At 38.0% G+C, this 24,966-nt stretch carries 18 protein-coding genes; 12 read left to right on the top strand and 6 right to left on the bottom strand.

What is annotated here, in order from left to right; all coding sequences use genetic code 11:
- Nucleotides 1-42 precede the first annotated feature (42 nt).
- Nucleotides 43-843, top strand: coding sequence for a YHYH protein (locus tag KIM67_RS13900; RefSeq protein WP_213832163.1), 801 nt, complete (start codon nucleotides 43-45; stop codon nucleotides 841-843).
- Between the two features lie 101 nt (nucleotides 844-944).
- Nucleotides 945-1,568: a toxin-antitoxin system YwqK family antitoxin gene (locus KIM67_RS13895; protein WP_213832162.1), complete on the top strand. Its 624-nt coding sequence runs from the start codon at nucleotides 945-947 to the stop codon at nucleotides 1,566-1,568.
- Between the two features lie 87 nt (nucleotides 1,569-1,655).
- Here KIM67_RS13895 and KIM67_RS13890 read toward each other — a convergent pair whose 3' ends face one another.
- Complete coding sequence (locus tag KIM67_RS13890; protein WP_213832161.1) at nucleotides 1,656-4,676, bottom strand: hypothetical protein; 3,021 nt, start codon at nucleotides 4,674-4,676, stop codon at nucleotides 1,656-1,658.
- A 272-nt stretch (nucleotides 4,677-4,948) separates the two neighbouring features.
- Here KIM67_RS13890 and KIM67_RS13885 point away from each other — a divergent pair, with 272 nt between their 5' ends.
- Complete coding sequence (locus tag KIM67_RS13885; RefSeq protein ID WP_250149265.1) at nucleotides 4,949-5,677, top strand: DUF1080 domain-containing protein; 729 nt, start codon at nucleotides 4,949-4,951, stop codon at nucleotides 5,675-5,677.
- Between the two features lie 287 nt (nucleotides 5,678-5,964).
- Here the strand turns inward: KIM67_RS13885 and KIM67_RS13880 are convergent, their stop codons facing one another.
- A complete protein-coding gene (locus KIM67_RS13880) occupies nucleotides 5,965-8,337 on the bottom strand; it encodes an outer membrane beta-barrel family protein (RefSeq protein WP_213832159.1) in 2,373 nt (790 codons plus the stop codon).
- A gap of 211 nt (nucleotides 8,338-8,548) precedes the next feature.
- Here KIM67_RS13880 and KIM67_RS13875 point away from each other — a divergent pair, with 211 nt between their 5' ends.
- Genes KIM67_RS13875 through KIM67_RS13860 form a run of 4 tightly spaced genes read left to right on the top strand, consistent with a single transcriptional unit; the run spans nucleotide 8,549 to nucleotide 12,281 of the window.
- Nucleotides 8,549-9,559, top strand: coding sequence for a sensor histidine kinase (locus tag KIM67_RS13875; protein ID WP_213832158.1), 1,011 nt, complete (start codon nucleotides 8,549-8,551; stop codon nucleotides 9,557-9,559).
- The gene (locus KIM67_RS13870; RefSeq protein ID WP_213832157.1) at nucleotides 9,556-10,260 is read left to right on the top strand and encodes a LytTR family DNA-binding domain-containing protein; all 705 of its coding nucleotides are present in this window, start codon (nucleotides 9,556-9,558) and stop codon (nucleotides 10,258-10,260) included. The genes KIM67_RS13875 and KIM67_RS13870 overlap by 4 nt, the downstream gene beginning before the upstream one ends.
- A gap of 6 nt (nucleotides 10,261-10,266) precedes the next feature.
- Complete coding sequence (locus KIM67_RS13865) at nucleotides 10,267-11,151, top strand: dienelactone hydrolase family protein (protein ID WP_213832156.1); 885 nt, start codon at nucleotides 10,267-10,269, stop codon at nucleotides 11,149-11,151.
- 59 nt (nucleotides 11,152-11,210) lie between these two features.
- Nucleotides 11,211-12,281, top strand: coding sequence for a polysaccharide lyase family 7 protein (locus KIM67_RS13860; protein ID WP_213832155.1), 1,071 nt, complete (start codon nucleotides 11,211-11,213; stop codon nucleotides 12,279-12,281).
- 47 nt (nucleotides 12,282-12,328) lie between these two features.
- On the opposite strand, the gene KIM67_RS13855 is transcribed toward KIM67_RS13860, so the two are convergent.
- Both KIM67_RS13855 and KIM67_RS13850 read right to left on the bottom strand, forming a co-directional pair.
- The gene (locus KIM67_RS13855; protein WP_213832154.1) at nucleotides 12,329-13,375 is read right to left on the bottom strand and encodes a M14 family metallopeptidase; all 1,047 of its coding nucleotides are present in this window, start codon (nucleotides 13,373-13,375) and stop codon (nucleotides 12,329-12,331) included.
- A gap of 129 nt (nucleotides 13,376-13,504) precedes the next feature.
- A complete protein-coding gene (locus tag KIM67_RS13850; RefSeq protein WP_213832153.1) occupies nucleotides 13,505-14,398 on the bottom strand; it encodes a PD40 domain-containing protein in 894 nt (297 codons plus the stop codon).
- 284 nt (nucleotides 14,399-14,682) lie between these two features.
- Here KIM67_RS13850 and KIM67_RS13845 point away from each other — a divergent pair, with 284 nt between their 5' ends.
- The 5 genes from KIM67_RS13845 to KIM67_RS13825 all read left to right on the top strand — a co-directional run bounded on the left by KIM67_RS13845 (nucleotide 14,683) and on the right by KIM67_RS13825 (nucleotide 20,693).
- A complete protein-coding gene (locus KIM67_RS13845; RefSeq protein ID WP_213832152.1) occupies nucleotides 14,683-15,201 on the top strand; it encodes a sigma-70 family RNA polymerase sigma factor in 519 nt (172 codons plus the stop codon).
- Between the two features lie 70 nt (nucleotides 15,202-15,271).
- Entirely contained in the window at nucleotides 15,272-16,228 is a 957-nt protein-coding gene (locus KIM67_RS13840) for a FecR family protein (protein ID WP_213832151.1), read from the top strand.
- Between the two features lie 151 nt (nucleotides 16,229-16,379).
- Nucleotides 16,380-19,016 carry a TonB-dependent receptor gene (locus KIM67_RS13835; RefSeq protein WP_213832150.1) on the top strand — a complete coding sequence of 879 codons (2,637 nt, stop codon included), beginning with the start codon at nucleotides 16,380-16,382 and terminating at the stop codon, nucleotides 19,014-19,016.
- 4 nt (nucleotides 19,017-19,020) lie between these two features.
- Entirely contained in the window at nucleotides 19,021-19,824 is an 804-nt protein-coding gene (locus KIM67_RS13830; protein ID WP_213832149.1) for a DUF4249 family protein, read from the top strand.
- Between the two features lie 11 nt (nucleotides 19,825-19,835).
- Entirely contained in the window at nucleotides 19,836-20,693 is an 858-nt protein-coding gene (locus KIM67_RS13825; protein ID WP_213832148.1) for a hypothetical protein, read from the top strand.
- Between the two features lie 354 nt (nucleotides 20,694-21,047).
- Here KIM67_RS13825 and KIM67_RS13820 read toward each other — a convergent pair whose 3' ends face one another.
- Both KIM67_RS13820 and nadB read right to left on the bottom strand, forming a co-directional pair.
- The gene (locus KIM67_RS13820; RefSeq protein ID WP_213832147.1) at nucleotides 21,048-23,303 is read right to left on the bottom strand and encodes a tetratricopeptide repeat protein; all 2,256 of its coding nucleotides are present in this window, start codon (nucleotides 23,301-23,303) and stop codon (nucleotides 21,048-21,050) included.
- A gap of 108 nt (nucleotides 23,304-23,411) precedes the next feature.
- Nucleotides 23,412-24,965: an L-aspartate oxidase gene (gene nadB, locus KIM67_RS13815; RefSeq protein ID WP_213832146.1), complete on the bottom strand. Its 1,554-nt coding sequence runs from the start codon at nucleotides 24,963-24,965 to the stop codon at nucleotides 23,412-23,414.
- Nucleotide 24,966: the final 1 nt, after the last annotated feature.

The raw sequence follows: 24,966 nt of genomic DNA, 5'->3' as shown, positions 1-24,966 counted from the left end.
CTAAAGTTATATAATGCTATTCTTAATTAAAAAAATCTAAAAATGAAGTACTTGAAACTCACACTTTTTTCACTTTTGGGAGCTATTGCTTTTATGGTATCCTGCAGCAGTGATGCAGAAAATACAGATGAGACTGATGATACGGACGGAACAGATGATACATCTGATGCAGCGAGCACACCATTATCAGCATTTGATGAATTTAATCCAGATGCGGTAACCGTTTCATTTGATGGGGATAATATTACCATTGAATCAAATGGTATACCCAACCATACATCACCCTACTGGGAGGAGACAAACCCGCTATACATCGAACCTGTAGTTGCAACACGCCAAACTCCTGGTCGTATTGGTGGCGATCGTAGCTATTCCTTAACCGTATCCTCTGCACCTGAAATAGCCGCTTCAAGCACAGCGACTGGATTAGGTGCCATTGGCATTGCTGTCACGGGTGTACCTATTTTCAATGATTTAGAAGGGGACAGTAGACCTATAGAAGAAGAAATTGCTCAAACATTCGATTATGCAGGGGCACACAATGGCCCTTCCGGTTATCATTATCATATCGAATCTTCCGATATCCCCGAGAATACTACACTTTCCTATGATGATGAAAAGTTGGTAGGTATTATGGCGGATGGGTTTTTGTTATATGGAAGAAGAGAAGCGGATGCCTCTTATCCTACGGATTTAGATGAATCAGGAGGACATTTTGGAGTGACACCACACAGCGATGGCGAGGTAATTTACCATTATCATATCGTTAATGAATTTTACTTTGGAAGCATAATCGCTCTTTTTGCAGGTAATTTGCAAGGCACTCCTAATACTATTATGTAGATAATGCATGACACTGTATCATAAAAGGAAACTATCCTTCACTTTTTTTGATTTAGGATGGTTTCTTTTTTACATAAATTACTGAAATCAAAATCTTTAAAATGAAATCGTTCTTTTTGTCGTTGTTATCTTTAAACCTTGTACTACTCAGTTGTTCCGAGAAAAATGGAAAATCACTAACAAGTACTACGAACGATGCCATCTTAGAGATACCTGACATATTGGTCAAAAAATCAGTCTTAAAATACAATCATAAAACCTCGATATGGACATTAAAAGGCGCCCCCTATTCAGGGTTTGCCGTAAGTCATTATCCGGACAATTTACTAAAGGAAAAGTTTGGAATCCTGAATGGCAAAAAGCAGCACAAGTTTATCCAATGGTATCCCGATGGGCATTTTAAAAATGTTTCAACCTACGACAAAGGGAAGTTGCACGGAGTAAAAAAAATATGGACCGCAGATTCGACGCATGTTTTGATCGCACATTACAATTATTATACAGGTTGGCCACATGGAGAGCAAAAAAAATGGTATCCGACCGGTGAACTATTCAAGAAAATGAATTTAAACCGGGGAAAAGAAGAAGGTATGCAACAGGCATTCAGAAAAAATGGTGCCCTCTATGCCAATTACGAAGCACGGGAAGGGAGAATTTTTGGATTGAAAAAAGCAAAACTCTGTTATTCGCTAGAAGATGAAAGTATTCAATATAAAAAGAAATAACACTTGTTATTTATTGGTATAGCCCGTCCTACCCTCTCACGTCCATGAAAAGAATACGACCACGTTCCGCTATTAGCGTCAAACCAGCTATTGAAATTTGCTTTGAATTGCTGTAAAATCTGTCTTCAATTCATCATAACGCTCCATCACATCCTTGCCGATAACCTGATCTGCGCCGTTCACCATATTGTAGATGTATGAAATTTGTGCCACTAGCATTTGTTGTGGATAAGCACCTTCATCATTCTTAAGTTGTTTTAAAGCAGCTTTTATCTGCTCCAATCGTTCTGCGTTTTCTTCTCTGTCCTTCAATTTTTTGGATTCTTTTTCCAAACTATCCTGTAACAAACGGGCTTCGTTTAGTAATACCAATACCTTTTGCTGAACGTCGTGCTGCTTTTCAAACAACTGCTCGGTCATACCTTCTGTTTTTACCCTAGGGTCTACTAATATTTCAAAATCTTGTGTCATGCTTTGGTTACCCATCGTAAGTTTTACAGTATAGGTTCCAGGTCGCACCATAGGTCCGTTTTTGTAGCGTTTTTTCTTCTCTTTGTGCCATGGTCCTTTTCCGAGCAGGTCCCAAGCAAAACGGTTTAGCCCTTTCTTGGCTTCCAATTTTTTGTTGACATAGCGAAAAGTAGTACTCAAGTTCATATCCTCCTCCTCTCCTACCGAAGATTTCAATTGCGTACTGTCACTTAAAATCATAATAATAGATTCTTTCTTGGCATCTAAAATCTCCAGTTTCAAACCTTCGGTAGCCTCGGGCAAATAATAATCGATATACACCGCCGTTGTTGGGTATTTTGGGAAAGCATTGCTTGCGCGTACCTTTGGATAGCGATAGCGAATAGTGGTATCTGGTTTAAAAAGATGGGGTGCAGCCTTTAGATTGTTCATGGCGTTATCTCGCAGACTGGTAATGTTGTCCAAAATCCAAAATCCACGTCCCATTGTACTTAAAATCAAATCACCCCTAAAGACTTTTATATCCGTTATTGGAGTCACGGGAAGGTTTTGTTGAAACGATTGCCAGGTGTCTCCACCATTGAACGAAACATACATACCGTATTCCGTACCAGCATACAATAACCTTGGTTCTACAGGGTCTTCTCTTAGAACTCGAGAAGTATGGTCGCTAGGAATTCCGCTTGATTCGGTGCTCAACAACGTCCAATTGGCACCATAATCTGTGGTTCTATAAAAATAGGGTTTTTGATCCCCCAGTAGATGTCTATCTACAGCAATGTAAGCGGTGGACATATCATGTTGTGATGCTGCTATGGACTCTACTCTACCTCCTTTCGGTAGTTTCTTAGGAGTCACGTTTTGCCAAGTTTTACCTCCATCCTTTGTCAATGAAATCACGCCATCGTTAGATCCTGTCCAAATGAGGCCTTCTTGTAAGGTTGACTCCCTTATAGAATACAGTGTACTGTAATACTCCTCTCCCGTAATATCACGTGTAATTGGACTTCCTGAAATTACTTGTTTGTCCGCTTCAAAAGCGGTCAGATCAGGGGAAATGGTTTCCCAAGAATATCCGTCAGAATCTGTTTTGTGCAAGAATTGTGATCCGTGATAGACCACATCAGGGTCATGTGGTGATACATGTACTGGTGCAACCCGTTGAAAACGGTACTTCAAATCCTTAGGATTGTGCCCATAAATATTCGAAGCGCCCACATAATAGCTCTTTTCCACTCCTGTAAGTTTATTGAACACACCAAAACGTCCTTTACAATTGGCATAAACAGTGTTGTGGTCCCCTGGTTTGGGCACAGCTGGACCTGTTTCACACCCTCCCGTATTGATAATCCAAGCATTACCAGTACTTTGCACGGCACTGGGTGGAAAACTCGGTACCGCAATAGTCGTATAATTATCTTGCTGACCAGCATACAACCAATATGGATATTGGTCGTCCACTTCCACTTGATACAGTTCGGCAGTCGGTTGGTTGAACTGTGTAGACCACGTCTTGCCCCCATTAAAACTAACATTGGCACCACCGTCATTGGCCTGAATCAATAATTCTGGGTTATTCGGATTCAACCATATATCGTGGTTGTCTCCATGGGGCACTTTCATTTCTTTCCACGTTTTTCCACCATCGATTGATTTGATAAGTGGATTGGCATTGGAATATACAATATCGGGATTGGTAGGATCCAATTCCACATTGATATAATAAAAGGGCCTGTTCACCAGACGTTTGTCATCGGAAATATGGACAAACGATTTCCCTTGATCTACTGATTTATAGAGCCCTTGTTCCCCTTTGGGAGCTTCAACAATTGCATAAAGAATACTCGAATTACTGGGAGAGACCGCTAAGTCTATCTTTCCTATAGTATTCTTTGGCAATCCGTTTTCAAGTTTTGTCCAATCTTTACCTCCATTTACGGATTTGTAGATGCCTCCTTCCGTTTTGGTACCTCCCGATATAATAGTCCAAGGTTTACGTTTGGCCTTCCAAGCTGCCGCATAGATAACATTGGGATTTCCAGGTAATAATTCGATATCCGAAAAGCCTACCTTATCGGAAATAAAAAGTACCTTTTCCCAGTTCTTCCCTCCATCCGTAGTTTTATATACACCACGTTCCGGATTGTTTTTAAAGGCATTGCCGATGGCCGCTACCCAAACAACGTTACTGTTGGTAGGGTCAATTTCCACAGCGCCAATTTGTCCTACGTTTTTAAGTCCTATATGTTCCCATGTCTTCCCGGCATCAATCGATTTATAGGTACCTTTCCCACCGATGACGTTACTTCGCAATCCGTCCGAACCTGTACCAACGTACACAATGTTCGGATCATTTTGGGCTACCTGTATTGCTCCTATCGATGGGGTATCAAAAAAGCCATCAGAAACATTGTTCCAAGTGGTACCATAATCCTCAGATTTCCAGACCCCTCCGCCCGACGCTCCCAAATAAAAGGTGCCCGGTTGCATCGCTACTCCAGTTACCGTTGTAACGCGACCCCCGCGTGCTGGACCTACTGTTCGATATTGTAAGGCTTCGTAGTCTTGTGATAAGACCGTTACACTTAAAGAGAAAACGAATAAAAACAGCAATTTTGAATGTAAATGGAAAATCATGTCAATAAATGGATTAGATACTAATGTTTGTTACGTTGTTGCTTATGCTAAATTTTGGATATGTTCTTTTGGAAAGTAGTTCTTATTTTGAGCAATCCTGTCCAAATAATTGGATTGCGTTTAACAAAATGATTTATGCATTTAAATATATGTAATATAATTGCCTTTGTGTTGTTTTTAATGGAAAATGAAAATACTATTGTAGTTCTTATACTTCAAAATAAAATATGGTTAAGAACTTCTTTTTTTGCTCACTAATATTCCTCTCCTTCATGATTTCCTGTAGAATCGATAAAAAACCTAAGGACCAGACTTGGCATACCAAAAAGTGGGCCCTAGAAAACCAAGTACATAATCAGCTATTGGATATTGAAAAAGAACAGGGTTGGGCATTACTTTTTGATGGCAAAACCTTAAATGGGTGGCATCTATATAATAAGCCAGATTCTACCAGATTTTCTGCTTGGGAGGTACGGGATGGGAATCTTTTTTGCAATGCCACCGATGAAAACAAAGTCTTTGGGGATTTGGTTACTGATAAGGAATACGAAAACTACGAGCTGGTGTTTGATTGGCAAATGTCGCTTAGGGGAAATGGAGGCGTTTTTATCAATGTACAAGAATCCCCAGACTATACTGCTACCTACCAGACCGGACCGGAATACCAATTATTGGAACCTGCGCATATGGATACCAAAACACCCATGAAACGCCCTGGTTGCCTGTGGGGACTATCGCCACAATTGAATATGGTGGAGGCCAATGGAACGGGTCAGTGGAATACCGCCAAAATTATACAGCAAAATGGAAAAATTGAGTTCTATCTCAATGGAAAACTGACAGCCAAGGAAGATTTGACGTCTAAGGACTGGAGAAACAAAATTGCTACTTCAGGTTTTAAGGATATGACTGGTTTTGGAAAGGCGACCCGAGGTAAAATTGCCCTTCAAAACTGGTATTTTGATTCTTGGTTCCGTAATGTGAAGATTAGGGGACTTTAGTGAAATATTCATGAGAAGACAAGATTGTTGTTATGTTCTAATGAAGCTCCAAGGTTCTATTAGGTATCTCAACTTGAATAATAAAAGAGGAATTTGACCTGATTTTCCATTTCATACACTTACATCCTTTGCTCTTCCGGTTCGAAAAAATAGTATTCCATCACCTTTTTTCGAGAAGCTTATACGATAACTTTCAGGAAACTATCATGAGGTGAGTTTTGCTTTTCCAAGGCAAAGAATCACAACTCATAGCCAAGTAAACTCATTTATGTTATTAATCCAAACTTTCATCTTCTCCTTCCGCCAGAATACTGCATGGCCTCACCTTTACCAAACCCGTAGCTGAAACCGAAAGACACAAACCTCGCTCGAAAACTACGGTTAAAGACTTCAAAATCGTTCTGTGCAATTTGGTTTTCCCGAATTCTTGACGCAAATGCATCACGGACACTCATGTTCAAGACTGCCTTACCTTTCAGTATCTTTTTTCTAAGTCCAAAATCTAAAAATGCAATATCGCTGATCTCTCCCTGAACGGTTTGGAATGCTGAGCGGTAGTTTCCGGTAGCCTCAAAATCAATATCCCAAGGCATCTTTACTTTGGTCAACAGTTTTGATGACCATTGATCTGCATTAAAATCGAATACGGTTTCCTCAAAACTTCCTTGACGCGAAAAGGTATTATAATTAAAATCAAGGTTGAATGTCAGCCATTTGGCCGGACTATATTTGGTGTTGAATTCCACACCCCAAGCGTTGTTCGTTCCAATATTCTCAGGTCTGGTGATATTCACGTTATCCTCAAAAAAAGAAATCCGTTCAATAATATCTGTGGTATATCGATGATAGAGCCCCAAGTTCAAAGGCGTCTTTCCCACAAAGAAAATTCCCGTTACTTCATAAGAATCCGTAAACTCAGGGAGTAAATTTGGATTTCCCTGTCTGATATTGAAATTGTTTCGAATGTTGAAGAATGGATTCAAGTCCCAAAGTCTTGGGCGGTAAATTCTTCTAGAATAACCTGCTTGCAACGAAACCTTTTCGGAAAATTTGTAGGATGTGTGCGCGCTTGGAAAAAGATTGGTGTAGTTCTGGTCATTTGCTTCATCTGTATTTACCAATAAAGTTCCTACCTCTGTGTTTTCAAGTCGCAAACCCGCTTTCAAGCCCCATTTTTTGCCTTCATATGCTGCAGTTCCGTAAACACCCAATACGTTTTGATCAAATTCAAAGATGTTGGTTAAGCCAGGGTCTGAGACAAACTCACCGTTTTCAAGGTTTTGTACCTCAAAATCGTTGCTAACATCATTAAGAATATACTGAGCTCCGGTCTCAACTGAAAATTCATCTGAAAATGGTTTGGTATAATCTAATTTAAAGGTAAAAACGGATTCTTGGAAATCGGTACGGATGTTCTGTTCGGCATCACGGTCTTCCCCTGAAATTGTATTGTCCAAGAATTCAGAGCTTTGGTCCTTTCCAAAGAAATTACCAAGCGCACTGAAAAGCAAATCGTGATCTTCATCATCTTCAAAATCCTTTTTGTATTGTAATTCATATTGGAACTTCGGATTTCGAGCTTCGGTGACCTCGGTTCGTTCCCACTCTGAGATCGAGCTTCCCGACCCGTCCAACGCGGTAAAACCGGTAGTCGATGGTTGGTCCTCAATTTCCAAAGCAATATTCCCTGAAAGTGTAAGTACACTGGTCGGACTAAAATAATAGTCGGTTCCCAGAATGAAATTATAAAATTCTTCATTCCTGAATTCTTCACCATCGGATAGAATAGTATTGCCTGTTGTTAAATCTGTATTGCGTACCGTAATCTCATTGGGCAATTCGCGATAGCCAACTCCCAACTGGGTAAACAGATTGAATTTTTCGGTTCTTCGGTTAAGGCTTATCCCTACACTATGGTTATTGGGCGCACCGGAATTTACCGAAATGGAACCATTTAACCCTTTTTGTTCTTCTTTCTTAATAACAATGTTGATAATACCCGAGGTACCTTCTGCATCATACTTTGCAGAGGGATTGGTGATTACCTCTACTCTATCTATCATATCGGCGGTAATGGTACCTAGAGCATTGTTCTCATCACTGGTCAATATGGAAGGTTTACCGTTGATCAATACCTGAACTCCTTCACTACCACGAAGACTAATCTGTCCTTCGATATTGACGTTGACCGATGGAACATTGTTCAATACCTCAAGGGCACTGGCACCTGTAGTGCTCAAATCTTTTCCTACATTGAATACGCGCTTATCAAGTTTAAACACCGTCTGCGAAACTTCACCTTGAACAACAACTTCTTCAAGCTTTTGCGCATCTTCCGAAATCTCAATAATACCCAAATCAATTTCTCTATTCTCTGTATTTGGTACCTGTACAACTTTCGTTTCAAAGCCTAAAAAACTGATTTCAATATAAAAATTACTGGCATTGGTTTCTAAAGAAAATGTACCATCGTCCAAAGTGGTCGTACCATCGATTGCCTTTTTGGTTGCATTGTCCGCAACCATTACGGTAGCAAAAGCCACGGGCAGACCGGAAGATTTTTCCACTACTTTACCCTTATATATGGTACGCTGCTGCTGTGTATATCCAACAGCAGTGAAAAGAAATAGCGTTATGCCCAATAGTAGTGAATATTTCATACCAAATTTCATTTGCTTCTTTTTTCTTCAAATTTTCAATAAAAAGCGTGGGGGTAAAACAATTTCTTACGAACGACATACCTTCTACCCTAATCAACAAAAGTTTTGCAAGTATTTATAAATGTTGTTTAAAGACCAAAAAACGTCGTTTACGGCTTTTCTTTTTTTTATTACCTTGTTAGGAATACTTTTAACTGAAGCTTATATTTTCATGATAATATCAAAAAGAGAACTTTTTTTTCAATTAGTGCTTCTTGTATTGGTATTTCTTTTCTATTCATTTGATAGGGAAAACCCAGGATTTTACGGTCACCAATTGGCTTTCTTTAGTACTTATGTATTTGCCGCCGCTGCTATAGGATATTGGCTGATGCCCCGTTTCCTGTATAAAAGAAAATATTGGCAATTTTTTGCATTCGTGTTATTGGTGGTGGCCATAGTCATTTTGTTGGAAGAATTGCTCCTTGAACAAATCTTCTTTGCAGGTACCAAGCGGGCAAAATCGTTTCCTGGAGTATTTTTTTCATTGTTGGGCGTATTGCCTGTAATTACCATTCTCTCTGGATTTAAATTTGGATGGGACGCCTTACAAAAGCAAGAACAGATAGAAGCTTTGAAAAGTACGGTCCAAGAAAGTGAGCTTCAATTTTTGAGGTCACAAATCAATCCACACTTTTTATTCAACAATCTCAATAATCTGTATTCTTATGCCCTTGAAGGCTCATCCAAAACTCCTGAAATAATTCTAGAACTCAGCGGATTGTTGCGGTATATGCTGTACGAGTGCAAAGAAAAGTATGTGCCACTTCAAAAAGAGATTGAACAATTGAATAACTTTATTAAGTTGAGCAAATTACAAATTGAAGACAGGGGCATAGTGTATTTTGATGCCCAAAATGTTAAAAAAGGATATAAGATTGCACCGTTGATCTTAATCGTTTTTATTGAAAATGCTTTTAAACATAGTCAAGCGGGACAGAGCGAGAACATCAAAATTGACGTTAAGTTGCATATGAAGAACAATACGTTACATTTTTCATGTGAAAATAATCACAGACCTACTACATCACTTGATAGTCTGGATGCCGGAATCGGACTCAAAAATGTACAAAAGCGTTTACAACTCCTTTATCCTGACAGGCATCATCTTGAAATTAAAGAAGATAGTAACAGGTACAAAGTTGACTTATCCGTGGAATTAAGTAAAATACATCGTTCATGAACTGTATTATTATTGAAGACCAGCCTCCCGCACAGCGTATCCTCAAAAAGTATATTGAAGACATAGGTTCTTTAGAACTCAAAGGTATTTTTTCGGATGCAATACAGGCTATGGAATTTCTAAAAACCGAACCGATAGGTCTAATTTTTCTCGACATACACCTACCAAAACTTTCCGGTATTGATTTTTTGAAGACCATGGCGAATCCACCCAGTATTATACTTACGACGGCATTTTCGGAATATGCACTTGAAAGCTATGAGTTCGACGTTGTCGATTATCTTCTAAAACCTTTTTCGTTTCAACGTTTCGTTAAGGCGGTATCAAAAGCACTAGAAAGAAAAGAAATTGAGTCCCATAATAATTATAAAACAGCTTCAGTTTCTCCCAGAAAAGAAATCTATATCAAGTCAGGTTACGAGCATATCAAAATTTATATTGATGCTATTCAGTATATTACATCAGATTCCCATTATACCGAAATCGTAACCGACGCTAAAAAGTATTTATCGACTGAACCTCTTCGCTTCTGGTTGGAAAATCTGCCAAGTAATCAGTTTCAACAAATCCATAAATCACATATCATAAATGCAGCAGCAATAGAAAAAATCATGAGCAACCAAGTTTGCCTTCTTGGGGATATCAAACTTCCTATTGGCAGGGCCTATAAAGAAGAATTTATGAACACTATTTTAAAATAAAATTTCATGAAAAAATTACGCAAAGAAGATATTAAACAAGAAGTCTTTGATTTATACGATGATTACGCCCACAACAAACTTCAACGTCGTGAGTTTATTGAAAAACTTTCTGTCTATGCTATTGGTGGTATCACCGTAGGCTCATTGCTTAGTTTTATGATGCCCAATTATAAGGATACTTTTTTGGTGGCAAGCGATGACCCAAGATTAAATTCTGATTACGTTACCTATGATTCACCTAAAGGTGGTGGTGAAATCAAAGGATTGTTTTCAATACCCAAAAACATTGAGGGCAAGCTTCCCGGTATCGTTGTTGTGCATGAAAACCGAGGACTCAATCCCTACATTGAAGACACAGCCAGAAGAGCCGCTTTGGATGGTTTTATCACCTTGGCTCCAGATGCGCTAAGTCCTTTGGGCGGTTATCCAGGTAATGATGATAAAGGTAGGACCATGCAACGTAAACGTGACCGAAATGAAATGTTGCAAGATTTCATTGCGGCTTTCGATTACTTAAAAGCACATAAAGACTGTAACGGTAAAATTGGTGTAGTAGGATTTTGTTTTGGAGGATGGATTTCAAACATGATGGCCGTAAAAGTATCTGAACTATCGGCGGCCGTTCCTTTTTATGGAAGTCAGCCCACTGAAAATATTGACGAGATAAAAGCACCATTGATGCTACAGTTTGCAGGACTTGATGAACGTGTGAATGCCGGATGGCCAGCTTATGAAAAAGCCTTGAAGCAACATGGCAAGGACTATGTGGCGTATACTTATCCTGAAGTTAACCATGGTTTCCATAATACGAGTACGCCCAGATATGATAAAGAAGCCGCTGAACTGGCCTGGAAAAGAACAATGGATTTTTTTAAGGAGAAGCTTGGGTAAAAACATATAGTTATCATTAAATAATTTTTAATACTTCTTCAGTATCTTTGATATTACCTATGAAAAGAAAGCTTGCCCTCTTACCTATACTTTATCATTTTATATTTAGTTTTTCAATACTTGTTGTAGTTGTCGCTTGTGGTTCGAGTGATGCAGTAATGGAAGAACCTGAAATAGTCGAAGATTCCAGCAACAATGACACGGATAACACCGGCGGTGCTACTGATGACACTGGTGATGATACCGACGGAACATCAAATGACGATGAAAATGATGATTCTGGCACCGACTCAGATTCCAGTGTTCCACCGTCAGATAATTTTAATTTATCAACTTGGAATATAAGTATACCAACAGATATGGATAATAGTGGTACCGCAGATACCGTAAGTGAAAATGACCTGAACAACGGCTATGAGGATCCAGCATATTTCTACACTGCCGATGATGGCGGAATAGTATTCAAATGTCCCGTTGAAGGATTCAAGACATCTGTGAACACAAGCTATGTGCGAACAGAGTTACGGGAAATGCTACGTGCTGGAAACACATCCATACCCACAAAAGGAGTAAACAAAAACAATTGGGTCTTTGGCAGTGCTCCACAATCGGATATTGCGGCTGCAGGCGGCTATGATGGCGAGTTAAAAGCTACTTTGGCCGTAAACCATGTAACGACTACGGGTAATAGTAACCAGGTGGGCCGCGTTATTGTTGGACAAATACATGCAAATGATGATGAACCCGTTCGCCTTTATTATCGTAAGCTCCCCAATAATGATTTGGGTTCTATTTACATAGCACATGAGGAGAATGCGGACGATGAGTTTTGGTACGAAATAATCGGGAGTCGCTCAAGCAGTGCCGCTAACCCTTCGGATGGGATTGCACTTGATGAAAAATTCAGTTACACGATAAAGGTCGTTGGTAACGATATGTGGGTAACCATTAGCAGGGAAGGGAAGGAAGATGTTGAACAATATGTTGATATGACAACAAGTGGTTATGATGTTGGTGGACAGTATATGTATTTTAAGGCCGGAGTTTATAATCAAAATAATACTGGCGATGCAACAGACTATGTACAAGCTACATTTTACAGTCTTTCCAATACCCATACAACAAACTAAAACATGGTATGGGCCGTAGCTAATTCTTAGTAAAGGGCTTTATCTTTTTAGTCATCTGTTCTAGAACTAATGCACATTACGGTATCATCAATGTTTATTGGTGGGGTTGCCAGTTTATATAGGATGATTCCATCTTTTGGGGCTCTATATTCTTCAAGAACAATTCCAAATTCATCCGTAACATATCCTACACTATCATCTTTTTTGACTGTATCACCAGCATTATAATTGCTATAAAAAATACCTTGTACACTGGACCTAATGTAGGTTTGGTTATTACGGTAGATAATATTCGGATGAGCCCCAGTGCCTTTAACATACATATCCATCGTAGAAAGCATATTGTAGAGTCCTTTTTTGATCAAGCTTACATTCTCTTCTTGTACATTGCCCAATTTGCCACATTCAATACTTAAAGCCGTTTTTCCATCTTGAACGGCTTGTTTGAAGGTATACTTTGCAGGCTCGGTATCTGATAATCTATAGGGATAGGAAACTACATATTCAAATCCACTATTTTCAGAAAGTTTCTTGGCCAATGCCGTTTGTTCTGGTTTTCTTTCATTGTTGTAGTAACATACGAACGGTATCAGGTCTTCGCAGGCATCACCGCCATGGACATCAAGAAAAACATCACTTACAGAAATAACATTAGTAGTAATAAAGTGTGCAATTTGCTCCGTAATGCTACCATCGGCATTTCCAGGAAAGGCATTGTTTAAATTCTTTTTATCCTGAGGATTGATGAAAGGGGTTCGGGCAAAAAATGATGCCACATTTGCGATAGGAATAACAATTAAGGTTCCTTTTAGTTGTTTCAAATCAATTTCTTCCATTAATTTCTGTGTAGCCATTATTGGAGGATATTCATAACCATGGACCCCAGCAACGATAGTGAATACTGGACCTTCAGTTTTACCTTTAATTATAGAAATCGGTAAAAACCCTTCGTTCCCTGCTTTATCCTTAAAATCGATTCGCATATGTTCTTTGGATGATCGGGTTTCACCATAAAAACTCTTTTGAAAGCTATTTTGTGCAGCTAACGTGGTTACCGTAAAAAAAAGAAATAAGGATAAAAAGGTTTTTGACATCTCGATTACAGCTTTTTTTAATGTTTATATAGCTGCGGTTAAATATAAGGAATATAGCTGCCTATCTTTTATCCTTTAAAGATACTTTTACTAAAAATTTTATACTAAAGATTCTAACGTAGCCCGTTCTTATTCTTCACCCCGAAAGCTCTCAATAATTTTAGCATCTACCCAATAAATATCTTTATTACTGGTATAGAAAAAATACTTTCCATCTTTACTTACAAACGGGCAAAGCTCATGGTTTTTTGTATTTATACGTTTACCCATATTAATGGATTCAGACCAAGTTCCATCCATATTCTTAAAGCTGATATACAGATCTCCTTGACCTAGTCCATCTTTTCTTGTTGCACAAAAAATGATATAGGATTCGTTAGGATCAATGAAGACATCAGCTTCATAGGCCGAAGTATTGATTGCATCACTTAGGCGACTGGCCTTTTGGAATTTTCCATTAATCGTTTTTGAAGAATAGATATCAAAGCTAGACCCATTTTTATTTGACGAAAAGTACATTGTGCCATTGTTGGTAAATGAAATATAGTACTCATCTTGTTTTGAGTTGATGTTGGACCCTGAGTTAATGGGCTCAGACCATCTATCCCCTACCCTTTCGGCATACCAAATATCGTAGTCATCCTTTTTATCTGTTCCATTCAATGCTCTTTGGGATATAAAGTACAGCCTGTTTTCATCTGGGGAAAGAAAAGGATCGTTATAACCATATTTTTCATGGGATAAGATTGTCCTAGGTTCACTCCAACGTTCTCCTTTTAGTTTGGAATATCGAATCTCTTCTTTTCCATTAACATTTACACCATAAAAGAATTCGGTCGCATCTTTATTAAAAACGGACCCAAACTCGTATTCGCCCTTTTTGGAAATAAAATCCGGTGCAAAAACTTCTGGTGTTATTGATGGTGGTTTTTGTTTGAGATATTTGAGCTTTTCGTCAGCCGCTGTTTGTCCATATAAATTTAAAAAGATGAACGGACTTAATAGTATTATGAGTAGTCGCATATTTTTATATTTTACCAATGTTCCTTTTCGTGTTTTCAAGTATAGGAAAATTAACTTGAAGTAAAAATAACCGTATTACAATCGCAAAAATTGTATGAGATTAACATGCTGAATATTTGCTCAATTATTTGTAAAAGGAAATTTTCATATAAAATACTATGCCTGTCTATTTTAAATTCATTGATTCATAGGTCTTTAAACTATAAACTATTGCCTAATCAAGGTATTCTCAAAATCCTTCGCATTTTATTCTGTAGTTTAGCACTCTACCGTTACTGAATTTTTTGAGTAAAAAAATCACATCGAATGCTATCAAAGAAGCAAAATTCTCCAATTTGTTTGATAGACATTATACCCGGTTGTACAATTATGCCTTTAAAGTTTTAAAAGAAACGGATCTTTCTGAAGAGTTGGTTCAGGAAACATTTATCAAGCTTTGGGAAAACTTTGAAAATATTAAGGAATCTGATCGTTCCATAGCGTCATTTTTGATAGCGACACTTAAAAATAAGATTATCGATGATTATCGAAAAAAACAGGCTAGAACAAAACATACAAATCTATATACGCTTCATACAACTATTGAAACGCAGATTGACAAAGAATGGGAGTTGGCAGAACGAATCGAGACTATTTATACCACGCTTGAAAAAAAGACAACGGAAATTTTTAAATTATCAAGAGATACAGGTTTGACCTACAAAGAAATTTCCGAGCAAAAAGGTATTTCTGTAAAAACCGTAGAGCTCCATATTTCAAAGGCTTTAACTGCATTTAAAAAAGGCCTAAAAGATTTTTTTTAAGAAAAAAACACTTTTTAGATAGGGAAGCATTGCTCGATATACGTCTTATAGATAGCTAAAGACTTTTGGTATGGAGCATTCAAAAATCACAGAAACCGAACTTTGGGAGTATGTCTCAAAGAAAGCAGATGATACAACCATTCGAAAAGTAGAGGAATGGATGGACTCTACAGGTTTTGATGAAGCATTGTTCACCAAAATAACTAGTATTTATGAGCTCACTTCAGCACAAGACCCTTCTGTCGAAAAAGCTAAAAAACGTTTCTTTAAAACCGTAGAACCAAAAACAGTAATCTGGAAAGACATGCTGAAGTATGCGGCCATTTTGGTTTTCATACTTGGTGGCACATACCTCTACAATAGGATATCCTCAACTAAAAATCAAATCATAATACAGACAACCTTTGGTGAACAAAAGAGCATTACATTGGGGGATGGCTCAAAGGTTTGGTTAAATGCGGCTAGTAGCTTATCCTACAGTACAGAAAGTCCTAGAACTTTATTTCTAGAAGGAGAAGCATTCTTTGAAGTTGCAAAAGATAGCTTGCGCCCATTTACCGTGACCACACCAGATGATATCACGGTCAAAGCTTTGGGTACTAGTTTTAATGTTAAGTCCTACCTAGAAAGCCCAATTACAGCAACAAAATTACTTACGGGCAAGGTTGAAGTTAGCTCTAAGTCACAATTTATAGAAAGCGTGATTTTGTTTCCGAACGAAAAAGTAAGTTTTAATAAGAACACCAAAAAATTACTGAAATCCAAAATGGATGCGGATGCCTCCAATATTGCCTGGAAAGAGGGGAAAATACAATTCGAAAATACCAGCTTCCAAGAAATAGCAATCGATTTAAAAGCGCATTTTGGAAAACAAATTCGCTTTAAAAATGGGGCTATTGCGAACACCAGATTTACAGGTTCCTTTGACATTACAACACCTATAATCGAAATATTTGAAATCCTTAAAATTTCAAAAGAGTTTACCTATGAACTAAATACAAAAACAAATGAGTGGATGATTAAATAAAAAGTGGGAAAACTGGCATTTTCCCACTATAACTGCTAATAAATTCTAATCGCAAAATCAGTATAAATCAACAATATCCAAATTTATGGAAATAAACCTTTTTGGGGTCATACCACGACCAAAAAATAGTTGTGGTAAAACCATTTTTTTAATGAAATTATCTTCTTTTTTTTATTTGATCTTTTCTTTTCAGCTAGCAGCGTTCAACGGCTTCTCTCAAAAAACCGTTACCCTAGCCGAAGAAAACAATTCATTAAAGTCCATTATAGCGCAAATTGAAGAACAGACATCTTACAATTTCATTCTTAATAATGATGCCATAAATGTGGATGAAAACTTTAGTATCAATGTTATTGAAAAGGATATTGCTGAAACTGTAGCCCTGCTTTTTAAGGATTCCAAGATTGCTTACAAAATCAAAAAAAACTATATCGTTCTTTCTAGAGCAAAAAAGAAAAGTGACGATTTCACCGTTAGTGGGATTGTCTCAGATTCAAATACGGGCGAAACACTGTTGGGTGCCAGTATCATTATTAAGAACAGTAACAAAGGGGCAATTACAAATGAATATGGCTTTTATTCCATCACCCTGCCCAAGGGTAACTATCTTTTCGAAGTTTCACACTTGGGCTATACCACCAAAGATATTACCGTTCAATTAGAACGGAATATGAGCATAAAAATAGCATTGAAACCCGTTTCAAGCGAATTGGATGAAGTCGTCGTCAGGGCGAGTCAGAACATAAAGAGCCAGGTAAACCCAATTCTTGGAGGAACTTCTAGTCTTAACACTTCAGAAATAAAAAAACTACCTTCTTTACTTGGCGAACCTGACATTACTAGATCGATTTTGACTCAACCTGGAATTAGTAGTATTGGCGAAGGAACAAGTGGCTTTAATACACGGGGTGGAAATGTAGATCAAAATCTAATTCTGCTCGACGAAGCTCCTCTGTACAATTCTTCACACTTGTTTGGCCTGTTCTCCATATTTAATGCGGATGCCGTTAAAGTAGTTAACCTGTATAAAGGTGGAATTCCAGCACATTTTGGTGGTAGGGCATCATCCGTATTGGAGATTAGACAAAAAAATGGAAACTCCAAACGGATAAAAGGAGAAGGTGGATTGGGATTGATATTCTCTAAATTTACAATAGAAGGCCCTATAAAAAAAGATAAAATAAGTTTCTTGGCCTCTGGTAGAAGGTCTTATTTTGATATGTTTTTTCCGTTGTTCGGAGATATCAATTTTAAGAAATTTCATTTTTACGATTTAAATACAAAATTAACATGGGACATTAACGAAAATAATAAGCTATATGCTTCTGGTTTTTTTGGTGCCGATGTTATACAATTTAGAGAAGATGATGATGAAGATGACCCTAGCATTACCGCAGATCTTGGTTGGACGAACACTACGGCTACCTTACGATGGAACCATATCTTTTCCAGTAAGTTATTCGCAAATTTTACGGGTATTTATAGCAAATACGATTTTGCTTTAGGAATCGAAGAAAATCTTGATGAGGAAAATAACGAAGGTACTCTTGATAGATCGATTGAAAACTGGATTTTTAAGCCCGATTTTACCTACTATCCAAACCCAACCACAAAGATGAGATTTGGGCTTTCCGGCAACCTGTACCAATTTATTCCCAAGTTCAGCGGTGAGTTAGTAAGTCAGGGGCTTGACAAAGAAAAGGCATTAGAATTAGCAGCGTATTACAGTATAGAAAAGCAATGGGATAAGTTCTCCATACATACAGGTTTACGGTATTCCTGGTTCGGGAATTTTGGAGAGGAGAACATTGCTATCTATAACCCTGATTTTCCTCAAACACCAAGTACCATTATTGGGTTTGAAAATTACAAGAATAATGAAGTATCGAAAAGCTATCATGGTTTGGAACCCCGCCTATCCGTAAAATATAACCTTAATGACCGCAAAGCTTTTAAAGCAGGATATAACAGAATGTTTCAATACATTCATTTAATTTCCAATCAAACTGTGGTATTGCCCAACGATTTATGGAAACCCTCAGGTGTGTACATTCCACCTGTAGAGGTCAATCAATTCTCGGTAGGATACGCTTTTGACACGAAGAACAATGACTATAATTTTTCCGTAGAAGGATATTACAAAACCTTTGATGACATCGTAGAATATATTAATGGGTCACGATCAGGTGTATTAGGAGCATTAGGGGCCATTGATAATATAGAAACCGAATTGGTACCCGCAAAAGGTTTTTCTTATGGACTGGAGCTGGCAGCCCATAAAAATAGGGGGAGGTTAACTGGAAATGCCAACTACACGTATTCTGTATCAAAGCGGAAAACGAAAAGCAACTTCGCTGCAGAGCAGATTAATAACGGCGCATATTTTCCCTCAAATTTTGACAGACCCCATATATTCAATGTTACGGCGAATTATAAATTGTCTAAAAAGTGGGAGGTTGGAACTTTTTTCACTTATCAAACAGGAAGGCCCATCACCCAGCCAAACGGAAGGCTGCGTTTTAATGGAGATTCTTTTCTTACCTATTCCGATAGAAATGCATTTCGAATTCCGAACACACATAGGGCCGATATTTCATTTACTTACACACCGACCGGTAACCCTAAAACCAATTGGAAAAGTAGTTGGAGTTTTGGTCTATACAATGTCTACGGTAATAAAAACGCATTTTCAGTTAATTCCATCTTTAATGACAACGTACTACGAACAGCGCAACTTTCTTTGATTGGTGCCCCAATACCCTTTATCTCTTACAATTTTAAATTCTAGACCAATGAAAAAAACGTATAACTATATAGCACTTATTTTTCTGAGCATATTGACAAGTTGCCTTGATGATATTGAACCAGAATTTGAATTTGAAGAACAGGTGTTTATTTCAGGCCTAATGACCAACGAAGAAGACTTTGTATCTGTTCAAATTCAAAAAACAGTTCCTGTAAACGATACTACTTTTAATGCTGTAAACGATGCGCAAGTTTCTTTGTTTACTAGGGATGCATCCAATACAGTATCTCTAGTTTCAGATTCGTTTAATGTCGCCAACGGAGCTTATACCACCTCAGAAATGATTACGCCAACAATTGGAAACGCCTATTGGATAGAAGTGATGTTACAAGATCAAACCATACTCAAATCCGAAGAAGAAGTTTTAAGACAGCCAATACCTATTTTAGATATGGTAAAAAACGATAATAAGGTGCGAATTACCTTCACTGGACCAATTGACGAACAAAATTTCTATTTGATCCGTGTTGAAGTGCTTAAAGATGGTGAATTGATTTCCGACAACATAGACGTGTTCAATGATAGAATCATGAATGAAAATCCAGAAAAATTCCTCGATATCGGAAATATAAAAAATGACGAAACGGTACGGGTAAGTATCAATAATATTAACTTTTCTACATTTCAGTTTTATCTGAATGTATTTGGGGGCGAAAATGACCTTGATTTTGCGTCTTTGTTTTTACCCATAAACATTGTTGGAAATGTTACCAACATAACGACCAATGAATTGGCACTAGGCAATTTTGGAGTAGCAGGAATGAGTACAATGACAATGGACTTTGAGTAAAAACCATAATAATGAAAGCCTTTGTAAGACATTTTAGTTTTTTAGTTGTCCTATTCGTTTTACATACGGGATACGGTCAGGAAAAGCTTATAAAGTTGACTGGGAATGTGCAAAGTTTAGGCAATGATGTGTCAAATGTGTTGGTTATCAATTTAAGCACAAAAAGGTCCACAATTACAGATGCTATGGGCCGGTTTACTATTGAGGCCAAATATATGGATTCACTTAGATTTTCTGCTGTTCAATACATTCCCAAAAAAATTATAGTAACTGATACTATGTTGAACGGAAATGTGATTCTCGTCAGTCTAAAAGATAACATTATCGATTTGGAAGAAGTTATCGTTAGCCCATATAATCTAACCGGAGAAATTGACCTTGATATTAAAAGGCTTGGGCTTAAACCTCTCGTTTCATCAACATCATTGGGCCTACCCAATGCAGACGTAGAAGTCATGACCCAGAGCGAGCGATTACTCTTAGAGGCAGATAGAGGTAAATATGCCAGATTTATGAATGCAGAAGAGAAAAGTAAAGGAATGCCCGTTTTTCTAGGGTACCTCACAATAGGTGTTATCATAAACACCCATAAAATAATTAATCGAGCTTCAGGTAGAACTAAATTATTTGAAGAAATGGTTGCTCTAGATGAAAATATGGCAATGGAGAAGAAAATTATTGCTATGTTTTCAAAGACAACTATGTGCGAATCTTTCGGAATCCCTCAAAATACTATTGACAACTTTTTAAGTTTCTGTTTAGCGCAACCAGATTTTCACAAATTGAAAGAGGTTGAAAACACAATTCAAGTTTGGGAATACCTAAAGGCAAAAAGCCATGAATTCAAAAAAATAGATATATTGGATTAACTAACTTGACTGAGTGTTTCCATGAGACCCAAGTAAAAGTGACTAATTGATAGAAGCCTCTTTCTATCCAATATCTTGTTAATAAGCGATCAAAATCTCATTTCTGTTCATTATAGTAAAGTGAGCATTGAATAAAAAGCAAAACCTTTATTGGGTACTATTGATTATCCATATTAAAATATCCGCCTTTATTTTCCTTTCTATCCAGTGATTGACCATGATTTAGTGCGCAAAAATTGATCGTGGCTTGCAATTCTTATAGAGTTGTGTTCACCTTTACCCCATTACTATATATCATCTCCAAATGTTTTTGCAGCTTGTAACAATCTTTGGTTACTACATACAGGTTTTGACCTATAACGCTCCAGCTTGTTCCGCCATGTTTTGGTATTGAGGTCTATTGGGATATAGCCTTATAATTTTGTCTGTCAGCTTCACAGCCTTCTGCTTTTGTCCTTGTACTATATAATGATATGCCAAAGCATATAACAGTTCTTCATGCTCTGGTTCCAGTTCCAATCCCCCAACAAGGATTTTTTCGGCTTCTTTATTCCTTCCCTTCTTTTGGTACAAGAGCCCCAGATTGTAAATGACCCTGATATTTTGGGGCATCAACTTGTGCGCTTGTTCCATTTGTAAAATTGCTTCGTCTGTCCTTTTCAGTTCTGCTAGAAGCAGTGCCAAGGAATAATAGGTAAACCCAAATTCCGGTTCTTGTTTTATTACTTCCCTAAAAGTTTTTTCTGCATTGCCGGTTTCTCCTAAATGGTAGTATAGATTGGCCAGGTTGCTACGTATGGTATTATTATTACCATCTATGCTCAATGCTTTTAAATAAGCTTCTCTGGCTCTGTCCAAGTCTCCTTTCTTTTGATAGAAGGCTGCTTTCCTTGCCTGTCCCCCAGGAAAATCAGCATTGATTTTTAAATATCCAAAAAACTCCTCTTTGACTTTTTGGTAGACTTTCTTATAATCCGCAGGAATCTGATTCTCGGGAACCGTACCAAGTGCATAAAATGCCTTTATCCTAACCGCTCTTTTAGAATCTTTTAATCTTGGCAATATATAGTCCATAAACTCTAAGGAGTTTATCTCGCTCAAAACATCTACCGTTGCTCCCCTGACCAGAGGAGATTCATCATTTAAAAGTGCAATAAAAGCATTGATGCCATTTTGTATAGTGTAATTTGACAAGGCCTTTACTGCTGAGGCCCTTGCAATTTCTGGTTGTGTGCTATCATTAACCAGACTGGTCAAGGCAATATCGGCTCCGGGTTCTCCCATAACCCCTGGTGCCAATAGTTCGGAAAAATGAATCTGCGGCTTCCCAAATTGTCTTTTAAAAACTTCCCATGCCCATTGGTCGTCTTTGTCCGTGTGGCATTGCGTACAAGCATTGGGAGTGTTATATGCAATGCTTAAATCTGGTCGAGGTACTCTAAAACTATGGTCTCGTCTAAAATCATTGCCCATATATATTTTACCGGGCATATGACAGCCGATACATTTTGCGCCTTGATTGCCTGTCTCATGGAAATGATGCAATGCCGTATCGTATTTTTCGGGCACATGGCATTGAAGGCATAATTTATTTCCTTCAAATTTTAGTTTCAGGGAATGTGAATCATGACAATTATTGCAGGAAACATTGTTCTGGTACATTTTGCTCTGGATAAAGGAACCGTATACATAGTCCTCATCCAATATTTGACCGTCTGGATGGTATATGGGATATTCCAATAACTGTGGAAAATAATGATCGAGCATTGTTCCAGTAAAATTATATCCTTCGGAAATCTGTTCCCGGCGCATATGGCATCTAGCACATTCATCTACCAGTCCCTTGGGTGTTGTTTCGGAACTCATCCACATAGTTTCTCCATTGTGGGATACGTAAGCTGAACCCAATGATCTTACTTCGTTCACATGCTTCTTTCCAGGTCCATGACAAGCTTCGCAACTTACATTGATAATCGCAAACTTTGTATTATATGCCCTTTTATGCTCATTATAGTTTTTACGAATATTTGTGGAGTGGCAATCCGCACACATATTGTTCCAATTTAACCCGCCTCTCGACCAATGGAGCCATTCGGAATGGATTACTTTAAAATCGGGATACAAATCAAACCATCTTCTGTTCTCGGTATCCCAAGCTGTTCTTAAACACTGGTATCTTCCATCGGGAAATTGAACGATATACTGTTGCAACGGGGCAATCCCGAAGGTGTACACAATTTTATAATCGTGATAGTTCCCATTGGGACCTTCCGTGTTTACAAAAAAATCGCCATCTTTTTCATAAAAACGGGACGTAATCCCCTGACTTTTGAACGCTTCCCCTTTAAATCCTGCCAAAACGGTCTCCCTATCTGCTTTTTGCATCGCTTTGTCATGGTGGCTATCTGTCCATTTTTCAAATTGTTCCTTATGGCATTCCTTGCAGCTTTCACTGCCTAAAAAATTACTGTCAGGAATACTTTTTGTTGATAAAAAAACATTGTGGATATTCTTTGGAAGGGCAATGTAGGTTTCTTTTTTCCCGTTACAGGATAATTGAAAAAGAGAAAGGGCATACACAAGAAATAGTGCTCTTCGGAATACAATCATATTTATCTTGGGCTTTTGGGCCATAGGCTGCTTAATCGAGAATTTTGTTTTAGCACATAGCTTTTTATGATTTTATATATTGAATAAAAGTAAAATTCTTATTAGACCCTACTGATTGTCCATATTGAAATATCCACCTTTGTTTTCTTTTCTGTCCAGTGATTGATTAATTATTAGATGCGCGACATTGATCATATTTCGCAATTCACATAGCGCAGTGTTTACTTTTGCCCCATTATAGAACTCCTCTATTTCCTTATACATCAAATTCAAATGTTTTGCAGCTTGCAATAATCTATGATTACTGCGTACGATACCTATGTAATCACGCATTAGAGCTTGTAATTTCTTCAAATTATGCGTTATAACAATATGCTCTTTAGAAACACGAGTTCCTTTATCGTTCCAGTCAGGAATAGATATTGCTCCTGGTGAAGTTGGATTAACTTGAAGGTATTCGTAAATATTATGGGCATAGACCAATGCTTCCAATAGGGAGTTTGATGCCAACCTGTTTGCCCCATGCAGTCCGGTTCTTGAGCATTCCCCACATGCAAAAAGATTGTTTATAGAGGTTTTGCCATCTGTATCCACCACAATACCGCCACACAGGTAGTGTGAAGCTGGAACTACTGGTATCCAATCTTTTGCTATATCAATATGTAGTACGGCACATTTTTCATAAATATTTGGAAAATGCGCTTTGAACTTTTTCATATCAAGGTGGGTACAATCCAGATACACATATTCGTCTCCAGTTTTTTTAAGTTCATTGTCAATACTTCTTGAAACGATATCCCTAGATGCCAATTCTGCGCGCTCATGATAATCCAGCATAAATCTGTCCCCGTTCTTATTGCGCAGATACGCACCAAAACCCCTTACGGCTTCAGAAATCAAAAAGGACTGACCTTCCTCAAGACTATACAATGCCGTTGGATGGAACTGGACAAACTCCATATCAGAAATTCGTGCTTTGGCCCTGTAGGCCATTGCAATACCATCTCCTGTTGCAATAGCAGGATTCGTAGTATGCCCATATACCCTACCGATACCACCAGTAGCCAATATCGTTGAACCAGCTTTTATAGTTTTTATGTTTCCGGTTTTTTGGTTGAGAACATAAGCACCGTAACAAGAAATATGTTCTGGATTCATAATCTGCAAGTGATGCTCTGTAATAAGGTCTATTGCAAAATGATGGCTCAATATGGTAACATTGGCCAATTGATAAGCACGCTTTAGCAATGTGTTTTCTATCTCGTAACCCGTTATGTCCTTGTAATGCACAATGCGAAACTCGGAATGTCCTCCTTCCTTGCCTAAATTCAAATTACCTTTGACATTCCTATCAAAATCGATTCCCCATTGTATTAGGTTTTGAAGTCTTTTTGGCCCTTCTTTGACGACCATTTCCACAACCGATGCTTCACATAGGCCATCGCCAGCTGTTTGGGTATCCCTTATATGCTTATCAAAAGAATCTTTATTGGTGTCCAAAACGATGGCAACTCCACCTTGGGCGTATTTGGTATTCGATTCCTCCTCATCGGACTTGGTGACCATGAGAACTGTCTTATCATGAAATTTTTCCGCAATTTTTATGGCGAATGTCAATCCTGCAATTCCTGAACCGATTACGAGATAGTCTACAGAAACCATT

The organism is Flagellimonas sp. 389, assembly GCF_018449435.1.
GTDB lineage: Bacteria > Bacteroidota > Bacteroidia > Flavobacteriales > Flavobacteriaceae > Flagellimonas.
The sequence above is the reverse complement of the archived record's forward strand: the minus strand, read 5'-3'. Positions and strand labels throughout refer to the sequence as shown.

Excerpts from the sequence above, each read along its gene's own strand:
- KIM67_RS13900 (WP_213832163.1), top strand. The coding sequence starts at position 43 with ATGAAGTACTTGAAACTCACACTTTTTTCACTTTTGGGAGCTATTGCT.
- KIM67_RS13895 (WP_213832162.1), top strand. The coding sequence starts at position 945 with ATGAAATCGTTCTTTTTGTCGTTGTTATCTTTAAACCTTGTACTACTC.
- KIM67_RS13890 (WP_213832161.1), bottom strand. The coding sequence starts at position 4,676 with ATGATTTTCCATTTACATTCAAAATTGCTGTTTTTATTCGTTTTCTCT.
- KIM67_RS13885 (WP_250149265.1), top strand. The coding sequence starts at position 4,949 with ATGATTTCCTGTAGAATCGATAAAAAACCTAAGGACCAGACTTGGCAT.
- KIM67_RS13880 (WP_213832159.1), bottom strand. The coding sequence starts at position 8,337 with ATGAAATATTCACTACTATTGGGCATAACGCTATTTCTTTTCACTGCT.
- KIM67_RS13875 (WP_213832158.1), top strand. The coding sequence starts at position 8,549 with ATGATAATATCAAAAAGAGAACTTTTTTTTCAATTAGTGCTTCTTGTA.
- KIM67_RS13870 (WP_213832157.1), top strand. The coding sequence starts at position 9,556 with ATGAACTGTATTATTATTGAAGACCAGCCTCCCGCACAGCGTATCCTC.
- KIM67_RS13865 (WP_213832156.1), top strand. The coding sequence starts at position 10,267 with ATGAAAAAATTACGCAAAGAAGATATTAAACAAGAAGTCTTTGATTTA.
- KIM67_RS13860 (WP_213832155.1), top strand. The coding sequence starts at position 11,211 with ATGAAAAGAAAGCTTGCCCTCTTACCTATACTTTATCATTTTATATTT.
- KIM67_RS13855 (WP_213832154.1), bottom strand. The coding sequence starts at position 13,375 with ATGTCAAAAACCTTTTTATCCTTATTTCTTTTTTTTACGGTAACCACG.
- KIM67_RS13850 (WP_213832153.1), bottom strand. The coding sequence starts at position 14,398 with ATGCGACTACTCATAATACTATTAAGTCCGTTCATCTTTTTAAATTTA.
- KIM67_RS13840 (WP_213832151.1), top strand. The coding sequence starts at position 15,272 with ATGGAGCATTCAAAAATCACAGAAACCGAACTTTGGGAGTATGTCTCA.
- KIM67_RS13835 (WP_213832150.1), top strand. The coding sequence starts at position 16,380 with ATGAAATTATCTTCTTTTTTTTATTTGATCTTTTCTTTTCAGCTAGCA.
- KIM67_RS13830 (WP_213832149.1), top strand. The coding sequence starts at position 19,021 with ATGAAAAAAACGTATAACTATATAGCACTTATTTTTCTGAGCATATTG.
- KIM67_RS13825 (WP_213832148.1), top strand. The coding sequence starts at position 19,836 with ATGAAAGCCTTTGTAAGACATTTTAGTTTTTTAGTTGTCCTATTCGTT.
- KIM67_RS13820 (WP_213832147.1), bottom strand. The coding sequence starts at position 23,303 with ATGATTGTATTCCGAAGAGCACTATTTCTTGTGTATGCCCTTTCTCTT.
- nadB (WP_213832146.1), bottom strand. The coding sequence starts at position 24,965 with ATGGTTTCTGTAGACTATCTCGTAATCGGTTCAGGAATTGCAGGATTG.